The sequence below is a fragment of the Methanoregula sp. genome, assembly GCF_002835825.1.
Lineage (GTDB): Archaea > Halobacteriota > Methanomicrobia > Methanomicrobiales > Methanospirillaceae > Methanoregula.
Map to the genome: position 1 here is coordinate 1 of NZ_PIZH01000577.1, position 1317 is coordinate 1317.

The following is a 1317-nucleotide window of genomic DNA, read 5'->3' on the forward strand; positions in this document are numbered from 1 at the left end:
CACGGGAGCTTGCGGTGGAAATACTGGAAGAGGAAGGCAGAGGCTAAAAGGACGAGAAACCCGGGGAAGATGAGAATGTACACCGCGAGCATGAGGAGGTCGCTCATTGCTGCACTCCCATCCCGTACCGTGCCCGGCACTTCCTTACCAGATCATCCCACGTGATGCTGCCCTGCGCCAGGGTGCCGGTATCGATAACCGTCATGCGCGAAGTACATGAAAGACAGGGGTCGATGGCCGCCACAATCACGGGAATATCCGCAAGGTTCTGGTTGACGAGGGCCTTTGCCACCGAAGTCCAGTTCGCCAGCGTTGGTGTCCTGATGTCGAGGCGCTCGGCTTTGTCGGTACCATTGGTCCGGATGAAATGCGCCAATTCGCCGCGGGGAGCCTCGTATCGCGAGAGGATCTCTCCCTTTGGTGCGGTCTTTGGGGCACTGGTAACGCGGATCGGCCCTTCAGGGAGGTTCTCGATGCAGTGCCGCACGATCTTCAGGCTCTCTGAGAGTTCACCGATGCGCACCTTGGTCCTGCCGTACACATCGCCTCCCGTGTCCGTGACCACGTTCCAGGGGACCTCGTCATAGACAAGGTACGGGTCGTCCCGGCGGACATCATAGTCCACCCCGCTTGCCCGCGCAGTAGGGCCGACGGTCCCGTACTTCAAAATCTCCTCTTTCGAGAGTTTCCCGACACCCCGGAACCGGATCAGCATTGTTTCCTGGTGGCTGACCATGTCCACGTACTGCGCAATGCGGTCTTCCAGCACTGGGAGCCGCTGCTTTGCCGCTTCTACCTGCTTCTCTGAAAGGTCAAGACGCACACCACCGATTTCATTCATGTTGTAGTGGACGCGGTTGCCGGACATCTCTTCGAGCGTGTCCAGCACCGCCTCCCGGTCGAGCCAGGTCCACATCAGGAGGGTGTTGAACCCGATCTCGTGGGCAGCAACACCGAGCCAGAGGAGATGGGAGTGCATCCGTTCGAGTTCTGCCATGATAGTACGAATGTACTGCGCCCGCACCGGGATCTCAAGCCCCATGATCTCCTCGATCCCCTTGGCAAAGGCCGTTGCATGGGAATGGGAGCAGATGCCGCAGACGCGCTCCAGGAGCGGGAGGACACGGATGAAGTTGCGCTCCTCGGCGGCCTTTTCGATACCCCGGTGGTTATAGGAGAGGTCGAGGTCAAGCCGGACAATCTTCTCCCCTTCCACGTAGATCCGGAAGTTCACCGGTTCCTTGAGCGCAGGGTGGTGCGGGCCGATCGGTACCAGCACTTCCACCATGTTAGTCCCCCTCCCCTGCCGCCCCGCCA

The 1317-nt window shown here is 60.0% G+C and carries 1 protein-coding gene; it reads right to left on the reverse strand.

What is annotated here, in order from left to right; all coding sequences use genetic code 11:
- Positions 1 to 103: 103 nt before the first annotated feature.
- Positions 104 to 1317, reverse strand: a 1214-nt coding sequence (locus tag CW742_RS13440) for a nickel-dependent hydrogenase large subunit (RefSeq protein WP_292421230.1), incomplete at its 5' end; no start/stop codon positions are given.